Origin of the sequence: Agromyces sp. NPDC056389 (assembly GCF_042262385.1) — a bacterium.
GTDB lineage: Bacteria > Actinomycetota > Actinomycetes > Actinomycetales > Microbacteriaceae > Agromyces.
In genome coordinates, this window is record NZ_JBHJPN010000001.1 from 1,954,326 (window position 1) to 1,968,177 (window position 13,852).

Annotated in this window: 17 protein-coding genes; 11 read left to right on the top strand and 6 right to left on the bottom strand. The window is 70.8% G+C overall.

From position 1 onward, the window contains the following. Positions 1-138 precede the first annotated feature (138 nt). Entirely contained in the window at positions 139-588 is a 450-nt protein-coding gene (locus tag ACFCVM_RS09070) for a Fur family transcriptional regulator (protein ID WP_375835796.1), read from the bottom strand. A gap of 119 nt (positions 589-707) precedes the next feature. Here ACFCVM_RS09070 and ACFCVM_RS09075 point away from each other — a divergent pair, with 119 nt between their 5' ends. From ACFCVM_RS09075 to ACFCVM_RS09085, 3 genes are all read left to right on the top strand, one after another. Further along, positions 708-2,303: an AMP-binding protein gene (locus ACFCVM_RS09075; RefSeq protein ID WP_375835797.1), complete on the top strand. Its 1,596-nt coding sequence runs from the start codon at positions 708-710 to the stop codon at positions 2,301-2,303. Positions 2,304-2,409: 106 nt separating this feature from the next. Continuing rightward, positions 2,410-2,934 carry a tetratricopeptide repeat protein gene (locus tag ACFCVM_RS09080; RefSeq protein ID WP_375835798.1) on the top strand — a complete coding sequence of 175 codons (525 nt, stop codon included), beginning with the start codon at positions 2,410-2,412 and terminating at the stop codon, positions 2,932-2,934. Positions 2,935-3,003: 69 nt separating this feature from the next. Further along, positions 3,004-3,693 (top strand): DNA alkylation repair protein, encoded by a 690-nt coding sequence (locus tag ACFCVM_RS09085; RefSeq protein WP_375835799.1) that lies wholly within the window; start codon positions 3,004-3,006, stop codon positions 3,691-3,693. Positions 3,694-3,803: 110 nt separating this feature from the next. On the opposite strand, the gene ACFCVM_RS09090 is transcribed toward ACFCVM_RS09085, so the two are convergent. Both ACFCVM_RS09090 and ACFCVM_RS09095 read right to left on the bottom strand, forming a co-directional pair. Further along, positions 3,804-4,106: a hypothetical protein gene (locus ACFCVM_RS09090; RefSeq protein WP_375835801.1), complete on the bottom strand. Its 303-nt coding sequence runs from the start codon at positions 4,104-4,106 to the stop codon at positions 3,804-3,806. 118 nt (positions 4,107-4,224) lie between these two features. Further along, positions 4,225-4,758: an adenine phosphoribosyltransferase gene (locus tag ACFCVM_RS09095; RefSeq protein WP_375835802.1), complete on the bottom strand. Its 534-nt coding sequence runs from the start codon at positions 4,756-4,758 to the stop codon at positions 4,225-4,227. 138 nt (positions 4,759-4,896) lie between these two features. Here ACFCVM_RS09095 and ACFCVM_RS09100 point away from each other — a divergent pair, with 138 nt between their 5' ends. Further along, on the top strand, positions 4,897-5,358 hold the full coding sequence (locus tag ACFCVM_RS09100; RefSeq protein ID WP_056654278.1) for a DUF3817 domain-containing protein: 462 nt from the start codon (positions 4,897-4,899) through the stop codon (positions 5,356-5,358). Positions 5,359-5,386: 28 nt separating this feature from the next. Continuing rightward, positions 5,387-6,202 (top strand): shikimate 5-dehydrogenase, encoded by an 816-nt coding sequence (locus ACFCVM_RS09105; RefSeq protein ID WP_375835803.1) that lies wholly within the window; start codon positions 5,387-5,389, stop codon positions 6,200-6,202. An 8-nt stretch (positions 6,203-6,210) separates the two neighbouring features. Here the strand turns inward: ACFCVM_RS09105 and ACFCVM_RS09110 are convergent, their stop codons facing one another. Then, positions 6,211-7,428, bottom strand: a complete 1,218-nt coding sequence (locus ACFCVM_RS09110; RefSeq protein ID WP_375835804.1) for an MFS transporter — start codon at positions 7,426-7,428, stop codon at positions 6,211-6,213. 125 nt (positions 7,429-7,553) lie between these two features. Continuing rightward, positions 7,554-8,558, bottom strand: coding sequence for a helix-turn-helix transcriptional regulator (locus tag ACFCVM_RS09115; RefSeq protein WP_375835805.1), 1,005 nt, complete (start codon positions 8,556-8,558; stop codon positions 7,554-7,556). Positions 8,559-8,698: 140 nt separating this feature from the next. Between ACFCVM_RS09115 and ACFCVM_RS09120 the strand changes: the two genes are divergently transcribed. The 4 genes from ACFCVM_RS09120 to ACFCVM_RS09135 all read left to right on the top strand — a co-directional run bounded on the left by ACFCVM_RS09120 (position 8,699) and on the right by ACFCVM_RS09135 (position 12,380). Further along, on the top strand, positions 8,699-9,052 hold the full coding sequence (locus ACFCVM_RS09120) for a RidA family protein (RefSeq protein ID WP_375836689.1): 354 nt from the start codon (positions 8,699-8,701) through the stop codon (positions 9,050-9,052). A 167-nt stretch (positions 9,053-9,219) separates the two neighbouring features. Beyond that, complete coding sequence (gene purL, locus ACFCVM_RS09125; RefSeq protein ID WP_375835806.1) at positions 9,220-11,553, top strand: phosphoribosylformylglycinamidine synthase subunit PurL; 2,334 nt, start codon at positions 9,220-9,222, stop codon at positions 11,551-11,553. A gap of 34 nt (positions 11,554-11,587) precedes the next feature. Then, the gene (locus ACFCVM_RS09130) at positions 11,588-12,082 is read left to right on the top strand and encodes an NUDIX domain-containing protein (protein WP_375835808.1); all 495 of its coding nucleotides are present in this window, start codon (positions 11,588-11,590) and stop codon (positions 12,080-12,082) included. 1 nt (position 12,083) lies between these two features. Beyond that, positions 12,084-12,380: a hypothetical protein gene (locus ACFCVM_RS09135; protein WP_375835809.1), complete on the top strand. Its 297-nt coding sequence runs from the start codon at positions 12,084-12,086 to the stop codon at positions 12,378-12,380. Here ACFCVM_RS09135 and ACFCVM_RS09140 read toward each other — a convergent pair. Beyond that, a complete protein-coding gene (locus ACFCVM_RS09140; RefSeq protein ID WP_375835810.1) occupies positions 12,353-13,018 on the bottom strand; it encodes a VIT1/CCC1 transporter family protein in 666 nt (221 codons plus the stop codon). The genes ACFCVM_RS09135 and ACFCVM_RS09140 overlap by 28 nt on opposite strands. A 123-nt stretch (positions 13,019-13,141) precedes the next feature. Between ACFCVM_RS09140 and ACFCVM_RS09145 the strand changes: the two genes are divergently transcribed. Both ACFCVM_RS09145 and ACFCVM_RS09150 read left to right on the top strand, forming a co-directional pair. Next, complete coding sequence (locus ACFCVM_RS09145; protein ID WP_375835811.1) at positions 13,142-13,369, top strand: PLDc N-terminal domain-containing protein; 228 nt, start codon at positions 13,142-13,144, stop codon at positions 13,367-13,369. A gap of 27 nt (positions 13,370-13,396) precedes the next feature. Continuing rightward, positions 13,397-13,840, top strand: coding sequence for a hypothetical protein (locus ACFCVM_RS09150; protein WP_375835812.1), 444 nt, complete (start codon positions 13,397-13,399; stop codon positions 13,838-13,840). Positions 13,841-13,852: the final 12 nt, after the last annotated feature.

Genomic DNA, 13,852 nt, shown 5'->3' on the forward strand with positions numbered 1-13,852 from the left:
TTTCTTTCTCTGGGATCGCCGACGCGAGTGTCGACGGGGCGCAGTGAGGGTGCGCCCGAGTTCGGGCGCGCCGGATCGATCCGGCGCGGGATGGAGTGTCGTGTGCGGTACGGGGACGCCGGCGGGCCGGCTTCGACTTCAGCTCAGCGCGCCGCTCGCGCTGCACTCGGGGCAGAGACCCCAGAAGGTGACCTCCGCGACGGCGATGCGGAAGCCGTGCGTCTCGCTCGGCGTGAGGCAGGCGGCCTCGCCGACGACGCACGCGACATCGAAGACCGTGCTGCAGCCCGTGCAGACGAGGTGGTGGTGGTTGTCGCCGACGCGGGTCTCGTAGAGCGCCGGCGAGCCGGCCGGCTCGATCTTGCGCAGCAACCCGGTCTCGGCGAGCGCGCCGAGCACCCCGTAGACCGCCTGCCGAGACGTCGTCGGCAGCGACACGGCGACGCGCGTGTGCACCTCGTCGGCGTCGAGGTGCTCGCCCGGGTGGAACGCGCCGAAGACCGCGAGGCGCGACTCGGTGACCTTGAGCCCCGCGCCGCGAAGCACGGCGGCGGCCTCTTCGCGTTCGTGGGCGGCATTCGAGGTCATGTCCCGAACCTATCAGTTGTCTTGATTCTGTCAAAACAACCGAGCCGTCGTCAGCTCTTCCCCCGGCCGCGCGAATGCCGCATGATGGCTTGCACCCGCAGATCGAAGGAGATCGCCGCATGGCCAGGAGCACCTACCCCGACCTCACCCTTCCCGACCAGTCGATCTACGACTACCTGTTCGGCGGCCTCACCGACGAAGAGCTCGACCGGGTGGCCCTCATCGACGGCGCGACGGGCGCCGAGACGAGCTACCGCCAGCTCGTCGGCCAGATCGGCCTCCTCGCGGGTGCGCTCGCGGCCCGCGGAGTCGGGGTCGGCGACGTGGTCGCCCTGCTCTGCCCCAACGTGCCCGCGTTCGCCACCGTCTTCCACGGCATCCTGCGCTCGGGCGCCACGGCGACCACGATCAACTCGCTCTACACGCCCGACGAGATCGCCAACCAGCTGACGGATGCCGGTGCCACCTGGTTCTTCACCGTGTCGCCGCTTCTCCCGGGCGCGAAGGCCGCGGCGGCACGCCTTGGCATCGCCGACGACCACCTCGTGGTGCTCGACGGCGCCGAGGGCCACCCCTCGCTGCGCGACCTCCTCGGCGAAGGGCACCCGGCCCCCGAGGTCTCGTTCGACCCGGCGACGCACCTCGCCGTGCTCCCGTACTCCTCTGGTACCACCGGGCGCCCGAAGGGCGTCATGCTCACACACGCGAACCTCGTCGCGAACATCGAGCAGGCGCGCGGCTCCATCGGCCTCGTGCCCGACGACCGCGTGCTCGCGGTGCTGCCGTTCTTCCACATCTACGGCATGACGGCGCTCTTGAACTACGCCCTCAAGCTCCGGGCCGCACTCGTGACGATGCCGAGGTTCGACCTCGTCGAGTTCCTCCGCATCATCAGCGAGCACCGGGCGACCTGGGTGTTCATCGCGCCGCCGATCGCGGTGGCGCTCGCGAAGCATCCGCTCGTCGACCAGTACGACCTCTCGAGCGTGCGGGTCGTCTTCTCGGGCGCGGCTCCGCTCGACGGCGCGCTCGCCGAACTCGTCGCCACCCGCATCGGCTGCACCGTCGCGCAGGGCTACGGCATGACCGAGACGAGCCCGGTCACGCACGTGATCCCCACCGACCGCGACGATCTCGACCGCTCGACCATCGGGTTCCTGGTGCCGAACACCGAGGCTCGCCTCGTCGACGTCGAGACGGGCGTCGACGTCGAAGTGCCCGCCGACGACGGCGCGAGCGAGCCCGGCGAGCTGCTGATCCGCGGCCCCCAGGTGATGCAGGGCTACCTCGGCAACGCGGAGGCGACCGCCGCGATGCTCGACTCCGAGGGCTGGCTGCACACGGGCGACATCGCCACGGTGACCGCCGACGGCGTCTACCGCATCGTCGACCGCCTCAAGGAGCTCATCAAGTACAAGGGCTACCAGGTGGCGCCGGCCGTGCTCGAGGCCGTGCTGCTCGGGCACCCGTCGATCGCCGACGCCGCCGTGATCGGCGTGCTCGACGACGACGGCCAGGAGGTGCCGAAGGCGTTCGTCGTGCTGCAGCCCGGCACCGAACTCGACGGCGACGCGGTCATCGCGCATGTCACCGCGCACGTCGCACCGCACGAGAAGGTGCGCGTCGTCGAGTTCATCGAGGTGATCCCGAAGTCGAGCGCCGGCAAGATCCTGCGCAAGGACCTGCGGGCGCGCGAGCAGGCGGCCACCGCCTGAGCCGCGAGCGAGCGGATGCCTCGCGCTGCGGTGAGCGCGCGGCATCCGCTCGCCCGCGCGCTCGCCCGACGCGCACGAGGACGGCGCCGACCGCGATGATGGAACGATGACCGCCACCCTCTCCCCCGAGCTCGAAGCGACGCTGCGCGAGATCTTCGATCGCCGCGACCGCGCGAACATGCAGCCGACGATCGATGAGTTCCTGGCGGTGCTCGCCGTGCATCCCGACGACCCGTACGTGCTCTACGAGGTCGGCGGCTCGTACGACACCGCCGGCGACGAGGAGACGGCGGTCGGCTACTACGAGCGGGCACTGGCGGCCGGTCTCGCGGGCGACCCGCTGCGCCGGTGCCTCCTGCAGTACGGCAGCACGCTGCGCATCCTCGGGCGGCAGGGCGAGTCGCTCGCCGCCCTCGACCGGGCGCGCGCCGAGTACCCCGATTCCGAGTCCGTGCGCCTGTTCCACGCGCTCGGACTGCACGCCGCCGGTCGCAGCGACGCCGCGGTCGGCGAGCTGCTCGCCTTCGCGGCCGACGCGGTGCGCACGCCCGACATGCTGCGCTACGAGGCGGCGCTGCGGGGCAACGCCGCGTACCTGCTCGGACTCGACGAGAGTCGCGACGACGCATGATCCCGTCGCCCCGCGGCGGGTCGACGTAGGCTGGAACGAACACGGGGCGAAGGAGCAGAGGAGGTCGTCATGGCGACGATGACGGCAGCACCGCAGGCCACCGTCGGTCAGGTGATGGCCGACCTCGCGGCGCTCGAGGACCCGAAGATGCGGGCGGTGAACGAACGCCACGGCGACGACCACGGCGTGAACCTCACGAAGTTGCGCGCCGTCGCGAAGCGGGTCGGCACGCAGCCCGAGCTCGCCCGTGAGCTCTGGGCGACGGGCGACACCCCTGCCCGCCTCGTGGCGCTCCTGATCAGCCGCCCGAAGCAGTACAGCGCGGCCGAGCTCGACGCCATGCTCCGCGAGGCCCGCGTGCCGAAGGTGCACGACTGGCTCGTCAACTACATCGTCAAGAAGAACCCGCACGTCGAGGAGCTGCGCGTCGCCTGGTTCGACGACGCCGACCCGGTCGTCGCGAGCGCCGGATGGGCGCTGACCACCGCCCGGGTCGCGAAGTCGCCCGATGGGCTCGACCTGCCCGCGCTCCTCGACCTCATCGAGGCGCACATGAAGCAGGCCCCCGACCGCCTGCAGTGGGCCATGAACGAGACGCTCGCGAACATCGGCATCCACCACCCCGAGTACCGCGCCCGCGCGCTCGCGATCGGCGAGCGGCTCGAGGTGCTGAAGGACTACCCCACCCCGCCGAACTGCACCTCGCCGTTCGCGCCGATCTGGATCAACGAGATCGTGCGGCGGCAGACGGGCGGCTGACCGCCGGGCGGCTGACCGCCGGGCTGAAATTCAGGAGATGCGCGATCGCGGCTCCTCCTGGCGGGCCATCGAGCGAGTTCTCCTGAATTTCGGAGCACCGCCGCGGGCGCTCAGCGCTCGGTGCCGCGCTCCGTCGGCTCGGGCAGCACCCACCGCTTGGGGCGGTCGGCGTCGACCGGCTCCGAACGACCGCGGATGTAGAACATCACGAGGGATGCCGCGATCAGCGCGGTGCCGAGCGGGAGCACGAGCTGCCGGATGATGTTCAACACCAGTTGCACGATCGAGTAGAACGTCTGCCCGGCCTCGCCCTCGGCCGACACGATCGAGTACATCACGGGCGGCGCGAGCAGGATCGTCAGCGCACCCCCGACCGACAGCCCGATGCCCCACCACAACGTTCGCTTCGGCATGCTGTCCCGCATCGGACCTCCTCGTTCGGTGGCACACGCTACCAAGGAATGTCCGCGATGAACACGGCGGTTCCGCCGGCACGGATGCCGCGGCATCCGCTCGACTCGACGAGCCGGCTCAGTACTGCAGCAGCGAGAAGATCTCGTAGCGGTCGCCGAGCGCCTCGCGGCCGCCGAGGCCCTCGAGCTCGAGCGCGACCGAGATGCCCGCGACCTCCCAGCCGGCCCGCTCGACGAGTCGCGCGGCCGCGGCGACGGTGCCGCCCGTCGCGAGCACGTCGTCGACGATGAGCACGCGAGATCCCGGCGGCAGTTCGCCCTCGTGCACCTCGAGTGCGGCGGTGCCGTACTCGAGGGCGTAGTCCTCACGGAGCACCGCTCGCGGCAGCTTGCCCGCCTTGCGGATGGTGAGCACGCCGGCTCCGCAGATCGCCGAGGCCGCGCCCGCGATGAGGAAGCCGCGCGCCTCGACCCCGCCGATGTCGTCGAATCGACCGGCGAAGGGCTCGGTCAGCGAGGCGCCGAGCGCGTGCAGCGCCGGGCCGCTCGCGAACACGGGTGTCAGGTCGCGGAACGTCACGCCGGGTTCGGGGAAATCGGGGATCGACGCGATGAGGCTCGAGACGAGCTCGCGTGCAGACTGCTCGGTCACCGGCCAAGGCTATCGCGGCGCGCTGAACGACGGCCCCGCCCGCCCTGCGCCCGACCCGTCGAATCAATCGTTCGTTCGATGCGCCCGCCCAGCGGCGACTGGGAGGATGGCATCATCCCCCGAACTCTGGAGATCCCCGTGTCACCGAAACGCCTCTACCGCGCCCTCGCCTTCGCCGAGGCCGTCACGTGGACGATCCTCATCGTCGCGATGATCCTGAAGTACGCCGCGGGCGTCGAGTGGGCGGTGCTGGTCGGCGGGTCGATCCACGGTTTCGTGTTCCTCTCCTACGCGCTCACCGCCGTCATCGTCGGCGTGAACCAGCGCTGGAACATCGGCCGCATCGCCTTCGCCGTGCTCACCGCGATCGTGCCTTACGCGACCATCCCGTTCGACCTGTGGCTCGTGCGCAAGGGGCACCTCGAGGGCGACTGGCGCCGCGAGAAGACCGATCACCCGGCCGACTCGAACTGGGTCAATGGACTGCTCCGCTGGTTCCTCGCCCGCCCCGTGCTGCTCATCTCGCTCGCGGTCGTCGGCATCGTGGTCGTCTTCGCCGGCCTCCTCGTGATCGGCCCGCCCGGAGGCCGCGAAGCCTGATCCCCTCGCGGGAGCGCAGAATGGTGACATGCCCATCCTCAACAAGGACATGTCGGTCTGCATCTCGCTCGCGGGTCGACCGTCGAACCTCGGCACCCGGTTCCACAACTTCCTCTACGACGAGCTCGGCCTGAACTTCGTCTACAAGGCGTTCACGACCGACGACATCGAGGGCGCCGTGCGCGGCGTCCGGGCGCTCGGCTTCCGCGGATGCTCCGTCTCGATGCCGTTCAAAGAGGCGGTCATCCCCCTCGTCGACGTCGTCGAGCCCTCGGCCGCGGCGATCGAATCGGTCAACACGATCGTGAACGACGACGGCGTGCTCACCGCGTCGAACACCGACTACGAGGCGATCGCGCAGCTCATCGCCGAGAACGGCCTCGACCCCGCGCAGTCGGTGCTCGTGCGCGGTTCGGGCGGCATGGCGAAGGCCGTGGTCGCAGCGTTCCGCGGCGCGGCGTTCTCCGACGTCACGGTGCTCGCGCGCAACGCCTCCCTCGGGCCGGCGCTCGCCGAGCAGTACGGCTACGCGTGGACGGGCACCGACCCCGAGCCCGGCGCCGACGTCATCGTGAACGTCACCCCGCTCGGCATGCAGGGGGCGGATGCCTCGGCGCTCTCATTCTCCGAGGCGCACGTCGCCGCGGCATCCGTCGTCTTCGACGTCGTCGCCTTCCCCGCCGAGACGCCGCTCGTGTCGGCGGGCAGGGCCGCGGGCAAGCTCGTCATCAGCGGCGCCGAGGTGCACGCGATGCAGGCCGCCGCGCAGTTCGAGCGCTACACCGGGGTGGCGCTCACGCGCGACCAGATCGAGCGCGCCGCCGCGTTCTCACGGGCGGAGTAGCCGCTCGTTCAGTGGTGCACGCGGTTGACGAGCGCCGTCCACACGAGCGCGATCGTCGCGCAGGCGAAGAGCGCGACGAGCACCCACGGCAGCGCCGCGAGGCCGATCACGCCGTAGAGCGCCGCACCGAGCAGCGCGCCGCCGCCGATGCCCGTGTTGAACGCGGTCGTGTAGAACGACGCCGCGGCGTCGCGGATCCTCGCCGAGGCCGAGTGCAGCAGCCTCGTGTTGAGCATCGTCGGCAGCGCGCCGAACGCGGTGCCGAACAGCAGGAAGCTCGCGATGCCCGCCACCGGCACCTGGGGGAACACCGCGAGGCCGACCGCGCCGAGGGCGGTGCCGACCATCGCGACCACGAGTCCGACCGTCGGGCGTCGCCCGAGCACGGCACCCGCGAGCACCAGGCCGACCGCGCCGGCGATGCCGTAGGCGAGCAGCATCGGGCTGATCGCACTCGCCGGCAGGCCCATGACGTCGGTCAGGTACGGGGCGACGTAGGTGTAGAAGCTGTACATGCCGATCATCGCGGTCGCGGTGATGAGGCACACCACGATGACGGGCACGAAGGTCGGGTCCTTGCGCACGCGCACGGGCGCGGCATCCGCTTCGCCCGCGTGATGCCGCACCGAGGGGAGGAACCGCCAGACGAGCACCGCACCCACGAGCGTGAGCGCGCCCATCGCGGCGAACGCGGAGCGCCAGCCGAGCGCCTGCCCGAGCGCCGTGCTGAGCGGCACGCCGAGCACGAACGCGGCCGAGCCGCCGGCGACCGAGATCGAGACGGCCCGGGCGAGCTGCTCCTTCGGCACGAGGTGCCCGGCGTAGGCGCCGACGACCGACCAGAACACGCCGTGCGCGGCTCCGCCGAGCACGCGAGTCGCGACCACGGTCGGGTAGTTCGGCGCCACGGCGGTGAGCACGCAGCTGATCGCCAGCACGACGAGCGCGATCACGATGAGGCGGCGACGGCCGACCTTGCGGGTGAGAGCCGCGAGCGGCACCGTCAGCACGACCACGGTCGCGGCGAACACGGTGACGAGAAGTCCCACCAGGGGTTCGCCGACACCGAGCTCACGGCTCATGTCGGGCAGCAGGCCCGTCGGGAGCATCTCGATCGTGACGGAGAGGAAGACGGCCGAGGCGAGCACGATGAGGCCCAGCCACGGGAACGGCGGCGCGACGGCGGGAGTGGAGGAAGTGGAATCGACGGGAGTTGACGGCGTCATGGGATACCTGAACGAAGGGCGTTCCCCGCGGGCGCGGGGCGGGGCTCCGCGAGCGCTACGGCGGGTCGACTGCGCGCTGATGTGCGCGCCCAGGGTCGTCGAGAACGCGACGACCACTCGGCATTCTACCGGATCGGACGCGTGAGCGCGCTGGGGGATGCACCGACGTACCGTGCGACGAGTGCGGCCGCCCGCTCGCCGAGCGCGGTGCGCAGCGACGGCGGGCCCAGGGCTTCCGCGTCCGTGCCGAGTTGCCACAGCGCCCACTCGGCATGCCGGAGATCCTGGAAGGTGGCCTCGACACGCGACCAGCCGTCGGCATCGGCATCGGGCTCCTCGGCTCGGACCGCCACCGCGGCATCCAACAGCTCCTCGCGCCGTTCGGGGGCCACCCGCGCCAACACGGCGATGTGGCCGTCGGCCAGGAATCGCGCGCTGCGCTCTCGCCAGATCCGGTCCAGGTCGACCTGGCTCGGCCGCTCGGCCGCCTCCGCGAGCGCTTCGGCGTCCGAGATCCGCGACAGACGGTAGGTGCGGTCCTCGCCGTCGGTCGTTGCGAGCAAGTAGCCCCGGTCGCGCACGGTGACCAGGCCGATCGGATCCACCGTGCGCCACGTCGGCTCCCGACCCACTGCCGTGTAGAGGATGCGCAGCTTGACTCCGGTGAGCACCGCACGGCGGACCTCGCTCATCGTCGTGCGCGCCACCTCCTCGGTCGAGCGCCGGCGCGAGAGCAGATCCGTCTCGGGCTCCACGAGGATGCGCCGGGCGGCGTCGTTCGCGGTGAGCCGATCGGTCTCGGGCATCGCGTCGACGACCTTGCGCATCGCCGAGGCGAGCGCCGAGCCGAGTCCGAACGCCTGTTCGCCACGGCCGGATCCGGCGGTCAGCACGGCGAGCGCCTCGTCGGGGTTCAGTCCGGTGAGCTCGGTGCGGAAGCCGGGCAGCAACTCGAACCCGCCGTGCCGGCCGCGTTCGGCGTAGACCGGAACGCCGGCCGTCGACAACGCCTCGATGTCGCGCAGCACGGTGCGGGTGGAGACCTCCAGCTCGTGGGCGAGCGCGTCGGCGGTCAGCCGACCCCGCTGGCGGAGCAGCAGCACCAGCGAGACCAAGCGATCGGCACGCATACGAGAACGCTATCCGAATACATGACAGAGGATGTCTTGATTCGTTGGAAGGCTCGAGATGTACGCAGTCCCGCGAATCGAATGGAGCAGAAGTGGCACTCGAACGAACGGCGATCAACCCGGTGACGTGGTCGGTGGAGATGGGATTCAACCAGGGCGAGCTCGTCTCAGGGCATGCCCGCACCCTGTACTGCTCGGGGCAGACGGCAATGGGCAGCGATGGAAGGCCCCAGCACGACGGGGACATGGCGGCGCAGCTGGCGCTCAGCCTCGACAACCTCGAGGCCGTGCTCGCCGCGGCGGACATGTCACTCGGCGACGTCGTGCGGCTCAACGTGTACACGACCGACGTGGACCTGCTGTTCCCGCACTACGGCGTGCTGGCATCGCGGCTGGGCGGCGCGGGCGTCGCGCCCGCCACCACGATGCTCGGGGTGACCCGGCTCGCGATCCCCGGTCAGATGGTCGAGCTCGAGGCGACCGCGGTCGCGTGAGGTGAACGAGCGGGGCCGCTGCTCGTGCCGGTCGGGTCGGCACGAGCAGCGGGCGAACAGGCCGCGGATGACCGCGGAAAGGGAGTCTGCAACGGCCGGTAGACTGCTGGGGTCAGGCATCCGCCCCGCGGCATCCGCCCGCCGCCGTTCTCTGGAGCTCGCCACTCGTGACCATCAACACCCCCGCCAACATCGCTGCACCGACGACCGCGGTGCTCGACACCGTCGAGGTCGCGGCGACCACTCCCGAGAAGGAGCAGCCGTACGCCGCCCTGGGCCTGAAGCCCGACGAGTACGAGCGCATCCGCAACATCCTGGGCCGTCGCCCCACGAGCGCCGAGCTCGCGATGTACTCGGTCATGTGGAGCGAGCACTGCTCGTACAAGTCGTCGAAGATCTACCTTCGCCAGTTCGGCAAGAAGGTCACGCCCGAGATGAAGAAGAACCTCATGGTGGGCATGGGCGAGAACGCGGGCGTCATCGACGTCGGCGAGGGCTGGGCGGTCACGTTCAAGATCGAGAGCCACAACCACCCGAGCTACATCGAGCCGTTCCAGGGCGCCGCGACCGGCGTCGGCGGCATCGTGCGCGACATCATCTCGATGGGCGCGCGCCCCGTCGCCGTCATGGACGCGCTGCGCTTCGGCGCCATCGACCACCCCGACACCGCCCGCGTCGTGCACGGCGTCGTCTCGGGCATCAGCTTCTACGGCAACTGCCTCGGCCTGCCGAACATCGGCGGCGAGACCTGGTTCGACCCGGTGTACCAGGCGAACCCGCTCGTCAACGCCCTCGCGGTCGGCGTCATGCGCCACGAAGACCTGCACCTCGCCAACGCCAAGGGCGCCGGCAACAAGGTCGTGCTCTTCGGCGCGCGCACCGGCGGCGACGGCATCGGCGGCGCGTCGATCCTCGCCTCCGACACCTTCGCCGAGGGCGGCCCGACCAAGCGCCCCGCGGTGCAGGTCGGCGACCCCTTCGCCGAGAAGGTGCTCATCGAGTGCTGCCTCGAGCTCTTCGCCGGCGACCTCGTCGAGGGCATCCAAGACCTCGGTGCAGCCGGCATCTCGTGCGCGACCTCCGAGCTCGCCTCGAACGGCGACGGCGGCATGTCCATCGTGCTCGACGACGTGCTGCTGCGCGACCCCACGCTCACGCCCGAAGAGATCCTGATGAGCGAGAGCCAGGAGCGCATGATGGCGATCGTGCGGCCCGAGAAGCTCGACGGCTTCCTCGAGGTCGTCAAGAAGTGGGACGTCGAGACGAGCGTGCTCGGCGAGGTCACCGACACCGGCCGCCTCTCGATCATGTGGCACGGCCAGGAGATCGTGAACGTCGACCCGCGCACCGTCGCCGTCGACGGCCCGGTCTACGAGCGCCCGGTTGCCTACCCCACCTGGATCGACGCGCTGCAGGCCGACACGGCCGCGAAGCTCGACCGTCCGGCGACGCCCGACGAGATCCGCGCGCAGTTCTTGCAGCTCGTCGGCTCGGCGAACCAGGCGGATGCCGCGTGGGTTACGAACCAGTACGACAAGTACGTGCTCGGCAACACCGCGCTCAGCTACCCCGACGACGCCGGCATGGTGCGCGTCGACGAGGAGTCGGGTCTCGGCGTCTCGGTCGCGACCGACGCCAACGGCCGCTACTCGCAGCTCGACCCGCGCCAGGGTGCGAAGCTCGCCCTTGCCGAGGCGTACCGCAACGTCGCCGTCTCCGGCGCGGTGCCCGCCGCCGTCTCCGACTGCCTGAACTTCGGCTCCCCCGAGAACCCCGAGGTCATGTGGCAGTTCTCCGAGACGGTCGAAGGCCTCAGTGACGGATGCCTCGAGCTCGGCATCCCCGTCACGGGCGGCAACGTCTCGTTCTACAACCAGACCGGCGACGTGCCGATCCACCCGACGCCCGTGATCGCCGTGCTCGGCGTGATCGACGACGTCGCCCGCCGCATCCCCTCGGGCTGGCAGGACGACGGCCACAACATCTACCTCCTCGGCGACACCGCGCTCGAGCTCGACGGCTCGGCCTGGGCCGGCGTCGTGCACGGCCACCTCGGCGGTCGCCCGCCGGCGGTCGACCTCGCCGGCGAGAAGCGCCTCGCCGAGCTGCTGAACGCCGCGGCGATCGAGGGCCTCATCGACTCGGCGCACGACCTCTCCGACGGCGGCCTCGCGATCGCCCTCGCCGAGGCGGTCGGCCGCTTCGGCCTCGGCGCCCGCGTCGTGCTCGACGAGGTCGCCGGCGACGCCGGCATCGACCTCGCGACCGCACTGTTCTCCGAGTCGACGGGCCGCGTCATCGTGACGGTGCCGCGCGAAGACGACGTGAAGTTCCGCGGCCTCTGCGAGGGACGCGACTACCCCGTGCGCCGCATCGGCGTGACCGACGCCACGTCGGGTGCGCTCGAGGTGCAGGGCCTCTTCACGGTCTCGATCGACGAGCTGCGCGGCATCAACCGCGCGCCGCTCGCCGACGCGTTCGGGCCGATCGTCGGCTACTGACGCCGGTCGAGTAGCGAAGCGCATCGACAACCCCGTGACCGAGTCCGAGTCGTACACCGAGGCGTACGCGGCGTCGCACGGGCGCTTCGCGGTCATTCCCGCCGCCTACGTCGTGCTCCGGCGCGGCGACGAGGTGCTGCTGCAGCTGCGAAGGGGAACGGGCTACTTCGACGAGCACTGGGCGTGCGGCGCGGCAGGCCATGTCGAGCAGGGCGAGTCCCTGCTCGCCGCCGCCGTGCGCGAGACCCGCGAAGAGCTCGGGGTCGGTCTCGACGAGGCGGCGCTCACGGTGCTCACCGTCATGCACCGCACGGGCGGCGAACCGCACCGGGCGATCGAGGAGCGCATCGACGTGTTCTTCAGTGCGACCGAGTGGCGCGGCGAGCCGAGGCTGATGGAGGACAAGGCGGCCGAGCTCGCCTGGTTCCCGCTCGACGCCCTGCCCGTGCCCGTCGTGCCGCACGAGCTCGCGGTGCTCGAGGCCCTGCGCGACGGGCGCCTCGACCCGATCACGCCGTACGGGTTCTGAGATGGCTCCCGAGTCGTGGTCGCTCGCCCTCATCTGGGTGCCGGTCGCACTGCTCGCGATCGCGATCGTCGTCGGCATCGTCGTGCGCTGGTTCCGCGCGCCGCGCGGCACGCGCTCGCGTCTGCGGCATGCACTCGGGCCGCTCATGAGCGCCGGCGAGAAGTACCAGGAGCTGCACACCGGGCAGCGGGGCCTGCAGGATTCGATCATCGAGGCCGTGCAGGAGCAGGAGTCGCAGGGTTCGGAGCGCGGCAGCGGCGACGACGCCGGTCAGAAGACGACCAGGCCGACCAGATAGCTGAGCCCCATCGTCGCCACGCCGATGCCGATCGTGCGGCGCAGCGCGCGCGGCACGGAGGTGCGAGCCGAGAGGGCGATGAGCACGCTCGTCACGGCGAGCGAGATCAGGGTCGCGGCCGCGACCGCCCATTCCTCCCATGCCGCCGGGTACGCGAGCAGCATGAGGAGCGGGAGCAGCGAGCCCGTGGCGAGCGCTGCCGCGTTCCCCAGCGCCCCGAGCACCGGGCGCGAGCGCGGCATCGGCCGGTCGATGCCGTGCTCGGCCTCGAGCTGCGCCCCGACCGCGTCGTGGGCGTGCATCTGCTGCGCGACATCCCGTGCCAGGTCGTGCGAGACGCCGCGCTCGACGAAATGGGCGGCGAGGTCGTCGAGGTCGTCGCTCGCATCCTCCTGGATGTCGAGCGCCGTCTCGGCGATGAGCGCTCGTTCGGCGTCACGCTCGGCGGCGAGCTCGGCGTACTTCGCCCCGAAGCCCGCGACCGATCCGGCGACGAGCGCCGAGAGCGAGGCGACGAGCAGGGTCGTGCTCGAGGCGCCCGCGCCCGCGAAGCCGAGCAGCACACCGGCGGTGCCGATGATGCCGTCGTTCGCGGCGACGGCGAAGTCCCGCGCGGCATCGGAGCGGTACCACCTCATGCGCCCTCCCCTGCCGCCGTGCACCCATTCTCGCGTGACGGCGAGCGGATGCCGCGTGCATGGCGGTAGCCTGTCGGCACTGGCCGGGGCACGAGCACCGCCACCGACGAACGGAGCGAGACCATGGACGGCATGCTCGTCTGGAACCTCCTCGCGTTCATGGTCGGCATCGCCTACCTCGCCGCAATCGTCTGTGTCGTGTCACTGACCTTCCGGAGCGCAGAGCTGAACGAGCTCGAGCGCTGGGTGTGGGTGATCGCGGTGATCTGCTTCCCGCTCGTCGGCTCGATCGTGTGGTTCGCCGCCGGGCCGCACTCATTCGGCATCCGAATCAACCGCGACCCTCGATAGTCGACGGCGCTACAGGACGATGAACGCGTGACTGAATCGCTGCGTCCGCCGAAGGAGACCGCCGAGCCGCTCTCGCTCGGCTGGTTCGTCGCGAAGAACGCCTCCTGGGGCGCGGTTCTCGGTGCCGCGATCTCCGTCGCCTGGATGGTGATCATTCAGGACTTCTTCTTCGCCATGCAGATCACGCTCGTCGGGGCGGCGCTCTCCGCGATCTACGGAGCGGTGAGTTCGGGGCCAGCCCTCTTGGTGGGCAGACGCGCCGCACGGATTCGCGTGCTGATCGTTGGTCTCGTGTTCGCCGGCACCGCAATGGCGACCCAGGTCGCCCTCGTCATCCTCGTGAGTGCCGCGCCCGGCCTTCTCTGGAACGCTGCCGCGTACTCCGTGCTCGGCGGTATCGCCGCCGCACTCACGTACCGCGGCCGCCTCGCACAGCAGATGCGCACGGGACCCACCGCGGTCGCGAGCTGACGCTCAACCGAT

What these genes read in the sequence shown, in the direction of transcription:
- ACFCVM_RS09075 (WP_375835797.1), top strand. Translation starts at nt 708, where the DNA reads ATGGCCAGGAGCACCTACCCCGACCTCACCCTTCCCGACCAGTCGATC.
- ACFCVM_RS09140 (WP_375835810.1), bottom strand. Translation starts at nt 13,018, where the DNA reads ATGAGGTGGTACCGCTCCGATGCCGCGCGGGACTTCGCCGTCGCCGCG.
- ACFCVM_RS09080 (WP_375835798.1), top strand. Translation starts at nt 2,410, where the DNA reads ATGACCGCCACCCTCTCCCCCGAGCTCGAAGCGACGCTGCGCGAGATC.
- ACFCVM_RS09145 (WP_375835811.1), top strand. Translation starts at nt 13,142, where the DNA reads ATGGACGGCATGCTCGTCTGGAACCTCCTCGCGTTCATGGTCGGCATC.
- ACFCVM_RS09085 (WP_375835799.1), top strand. Translation starts at nt 3,004, where the DNA reads ATGGCGACGATGACGGCAGCACCGCAGGCCACCGTCGGTCAGGTGATG.
- ACFCVM_RS09105 (WP_375835803.1), top strand. Translation starts at nt 5,387, where the DNA reads ATGCCCATCCTCAACAAGGACATGTCGGTCTGCATCTCGCTCGCGGGT.
- ACFCVM_RS09120 (WP_375836689.1), top strand. Translation starts at nt 8,699, where the DNA reads ATGGGATTCAACCAGGGCGAGCTCGTCTCAGGGCATGCCCGCACCCTG.
- ACFCVM_RS09135 (WP_375835809.1), top strand. Translation starts at nt 12,084, where the DNA reads ATGGCTCCCGAGTCGTGGTCGCTCGCCCTCATCTGGGTGCCGGTCGCA.
- ACFCVM_RS09115 (WP_375835805.1), bottom strand. Translation starts at nt 8,558, where the DNA reads ATGCGTGCCGATCGCTTGGTCTCGCTGGTGCTGCTGCTCCGCCAGCGG.
- ACFCVM_RS09070 (WP_375835796.1), bottom strand. Translation starts at nt 588, where the DNA reads ATGACCTCGAATGCCGCCCACGAACGCGAAGAGGCCGCCGCCGTGCTT.
- ACFCVM_RS09110 (WP_375835804.1), bottom strand. Translation starts at nt 7,428, where the DNA reads ATGACGCCGTCAACTCCCGTCGATTCCACTTCCTCCACTCCCGCCGTC.
- ACFCVM_RS09090 (WP_375835801.1), bottom strand. Translation starts at nt 4,106, where the DNA reads ATGCCGAAGCGAACGTTGTGGTGGGGCATCGGGCTGTCGGTCGGGGGT.